Consider the following 3,773-nt stretch of genomic DNA (forward strand, 5'->3'; position numbering starts at 1 on the left):
GAGTAATGGCAGGCACCGCCAAACAGCAAGCGCCGGTCCGCCGAGAGCCGGTAATAATCCAGGCCGACTTTCTGGTCACACAACGCAACGTTATGCGGGATCAGTTGCGCGGCAGCGTCCTCCGACAGGGGCTCGGTGGCGATGATGTAACTGCCCGCCGGGAGCACCTTGCCGCTGAGCTTGGGTTCGAGTTCCTCCAGGTGCGCGTTGCAGGCCAGTACCAGGCTGCCGGCGCGAACCGTGCCGCCGGCACACCGGACCTGCACAGTGCCGCCATGAATCAACTCCAGCACCGGACTCTGCTCGAAGATCTGCACCCCCAGTGATTGCGCGACTTTTGCTTCACCGAGGACCAGGTTCAGCGGGTGCAAATGCCCCGAGCCCATGTCCACCAAGCCACCGGCATACACGCCGGAGTTCACCACGTGTTCGCGGATCTGCCCGGGTTCGAACAGGCGCGTTTCGTGGGCGTAACCCGACTCGATCAGCTCAGCGTGCTCGGCTTTCAGTCCGGCGAATTGCGCCGGGGTGTTGGCCAGTTCACAAAAGCCCCAGCGCAGGTCGCAATCGATGCCGTGTTCGCGGATCCGGTTGCCCACCACGTGCACTGATTCGATCCCGGCACGTTCCAGATAGCGCACACCTTCGACGCCGATATGCTTGGCAAACCCGCTGACGTCGTGGCCAATGCCACGAATCAACTGTCCACCGTTGCGTCCGCTGGCCCCCCAGCCAATCCGTCGGGCCTCGAGCACAATCACCGAGAGCCCCCGCTGCGCCAGTTCGATGGCCGTGTTGATGCCGGTGAAGCCGCCGCCGATCACGCAGACATCGGCTACCAGGTCCGAAGTCAGCGCGGGGCGTGGCGTCAGGTCGTTAGCCGACGCGGCATAGTAGGAGTGAGCGTGTTCGTGGGTGTATTGATTCATTTGTTGGATTTCACTTTGCTCCAGGAACGGGTCATCAAACGCATGATCGCCTGGGGCGGGGTGGTCGAAATGTAGAGTTTGTCGAGGACGTCTTGTGGTGGGTAAACCTCAGGATTGTTCACCAGTTCGGGGTCCATGAACGCTTTGGCGGCCGGGTTCGGGTTGGCGTAACCGACCGAAGCGCTGACCTTGGCGATCACTTGCGGGTCCAGCAGGTTGTTGATGAACGCGTGGGCTTCTTTGGTGTTGCTGGCATCGGCAGGCACGGCCAGTAAGTCGAACCACAGGTTGCTGCCTTCCTTGGGAATGGCGTAGGCGATGTTCACGCCGTTCTTGGCTTCCTTGGCGCGGTTGGCGGCCTGGAACACGTCACCCGAGTAGCCGAACGCTACGCAAATGTCGCCGTTGGCCAGATCGGACACGTACTTGGAGGAGTGGAAGTAGGTGATGTAAGGACGGATGGCCAACAGCTTGGCTTCGGCCTTTTTAAAGTCTTCGGGGTTTTCGCTGCGCGGGTCCATGCCCATGTAATTGAGCATCGCCGGGAACACTTCATCGGCCGAGTCCATCATTGACACGCCGCACTGGCTGAGTTTCTTGATGTTTTCCGGTTCGAACAAAACGGCCCAGGAATCGATGTGATCGATGCCCAGCACTTGCTTGACCTTGTCGACGTTATAGCCGATGCCATTGGTGCCCCACAGGTACGGGACGGAGTGCGCGTTTTCCGGGTCGTTCTTTTCCAGCAACGCCAACAGTTTCGGGTCGAGATTTTTGAAGTTCGGCAGTTGTTCGCGGTCCAGCTTCAGGAACGCGCCGGCTTTCACCTGACGTGCGAGGAAGTGGTTGGACGGCACCACCACATCATAGCCGGTGCGACCTGCGAGCAGTTTGCCCTCCAGGGTTTCGTTGGAATCGAAGACGTCGTAGATCACCTTGATCCCGGTTTTCGCCTGGAAGTCGGCGAGGGTGGTTTCGCCGATGTAATCGGTCCAGTTGTAGACGCTGACCTGTGGCTGAGCCAGCGCAACGGCGCTGCACATCATCGCGAGCGCGAGCGGGACTGCCGATTTCAGTAGACGCATATTGACACCTCTTTCAGTGATCGTTCCCACGCTCTGCGTGGGAATGCAGCCCGGGACGCTCCGCGTCCCATTGGAACGCAGAGCGTCCCTTGAGGCATTCCCACGCAGAGCGTGTGAACGATCGTTGGTTGATTTTTTGTTGTTTTAGACGCTCATCATCAAGAATTCCCGTTCCCAGGAGCTGATCACCCGCTTGAAGTTCTCATGCTCGGCACGCTTGACCGCGACGTAGCCACGGACAAATTTGCTGCCCAGATAACGCTCGACGGTGGCGCATTCTTCCATCTGCGTCAGCGCGTCTTCGATGGTGATCGGCAAGCGCAGGTTGCGACGTTCATAGGCACGCCCTTGCACCGCTGCGCTCGGATCGATGCGCTCGACCATGCCCAGGTAACCGCACAGCAAGCTGGCGGCAATCGCCAGGTACGGGTTGGCGTCGGCGCCCGGCAAGCGGTTTTCCACGCGCATGGCGTCAGGCGATGAAGTCGGCACACGCAAGCCGACGGTACGGTTTTCTTCACCCCACTCGACGTTGACCGGTGCCGAGGTGTCCGGCAAGAAGCGGCGGAACGAGTTCACGTTGGGCGCGAACATCGGCAGTACTTTGGGAATGTACTTTTGCAGGCCACCGATGTGATGCAGAAACAGCTCGCTCATGGAGCCATCGGCGTTGGCGAAAATCGGCTGGCCGGTGGCGATGTCGACCACGCTCTGATGGATATGCATGGCGCTGCCGGGCTCATCGCCAATCGGTTTGGCCATGAACGTCGCCGCGACGTTGTGCTTGAGCGCAGCCTCACGCAGGGTGCGTTTGAACACGGTGATCTGGTCCGCCAGGTCCAGCGCGTTGCCGTGACGGAAGTTGATTTCCATCTGCGCGGGGCCGTCTTCATGGATCAAGGTGTCGAGGTCCAGGCCCTGGAGTTCGCACCAGTCATAGACGTCTTCGAACAGCGGATCGAATTCGTTGGCAGCGTCGATGGAAAACGACTGACGACCACTTTCCGCACGGCCCGAGCGACCCATCGGCGCTTTGAGTGGCAAGTCCGGGTCTTCACAACGCTGGGTCAGGTAGAACTCCATTTCCGGCGCGACAATCGGCCTCCAGCCTTTGTCGGTGTACAGTTGCAGCACTTTTTTCAGCACGTTACGCGGCGACAGTTCGATCGGGTTGCCGAACTTGTCGAAGGTGTCGTGGATGACGATAGCGGTGGGCTCGATGGCCCATGGAATGACATAAACCGCGTCAGCGTCTGKCTTGCAGACCATGTCGATGTCGGCCGGGTCGAGCAGGTCGTAGTAGATGTCGTCGTCGACAAAGTCCCCGGTTACCGTTTGCAAAAGCACACTTTCCGGCAGGCGCATGCCTCGCTCATGCAGGAACTTGTTGGTGGGTGCAATCTTGCCGCGTGCAATGCCGGTCAAGTCGCTGACCACACACTCGACTTCGGTAATCTTGTGATCTTTCAGCCACGTGAACAGCTGATCGAAAGGGGCATTCATAAAGACCTCGTTATTGGTTTTATTAACGTCGGGGAGGGCGGTTTCATGCACCGCACTCTTCCCCTGAGACGCGTTGACGACTATCTTGGGCGAGCCTTGCGGTTCCATCTATCCACTTTAAGCAGCACCAAAACGCACCAAACGAGTGCGTAAGGTCTCCCATGTCAGCGTCCAGTCCGATACAGGTCCAAGCCTTCAACACCGAAGATGTTGCCGAGCAAATCCGCGCGACACCCGGTTGGGTACAGCACTATCA

The 3,773-nt window shown here is 59.1% G+C and carries 3 protein-coding genes and 1 pseudogene; 1 reads left to right on the plus strand and 3 read right to left on the minus strand.

Features of this window, described 5'->3' with window-relative positions:
* The 3 genes from AC1DRJ_RS21325 to AC1DRJ_RS21335 all read right to left on the minus strand — a co-directional run.
* Positions 1–929, minus strand: a 929-nt coding sequence (locus AC1DRJ_RS21325) for an NAD(P)/FAD-dependent oxidoreductase (protein WP_477803881.1), incomplete at its 3' end; no start/stop codon positions are given.
* Positions 926–2,014, minus strand: a complete 1,089-nt coding sequence (locus tag AC1DRJ_RS21330) for a polyamine ABC transporter substrate-binding protein (protein WP_477803882.1) — start codon at positions 2,012–2,014, stop codon at positions 926–928. The genes AC1DRJ_RS21325 and AC1DRJ_RS21330, both read right to left, overlap by 4 nt.
* A 144-nt stretch (positions 2,015–2,158) precedes the next feature.
* Positions 2,159–3,517 carry a glutamine synthetase family protein gene (locus tag AC1DRJ_RS21335; RefSeq protein ID WP_477803883.1) on the minus strand — a complete coding sequence of 453 codons (1,359 nt, stop codon included), beginning with the start codon at positions 3,515–3,517 and terminating at the stop codon, positions 2,159–2,161.
* Between the two features lie 161 nt (positions 3,518–3,678).
* Between AC1DRJ_RS21335 and AC1DRJ_RS21340 the strand changes: the two are divergent.
* Positions 3,679–3,773 (plus strand): annotated as a pseudogene (locus tag AC1DRJ_RS21340) (helix-turn-helix domain-containing protein); the annotation flags it as partial.

Source organism: Pseudomonas sp. P5_B2 (assembly GCF_056400445.1).

Excerpts from the sequence above, each read along its gene's own strand:
- AC1DRJ_RS21330 (WP_477803882.1), bottom strand. The coding sequence starts at position 2,014 with ATGCGTCTACTGAAATCGGCAGTCCCGCTCGCGCTCGCGATGATGTGC.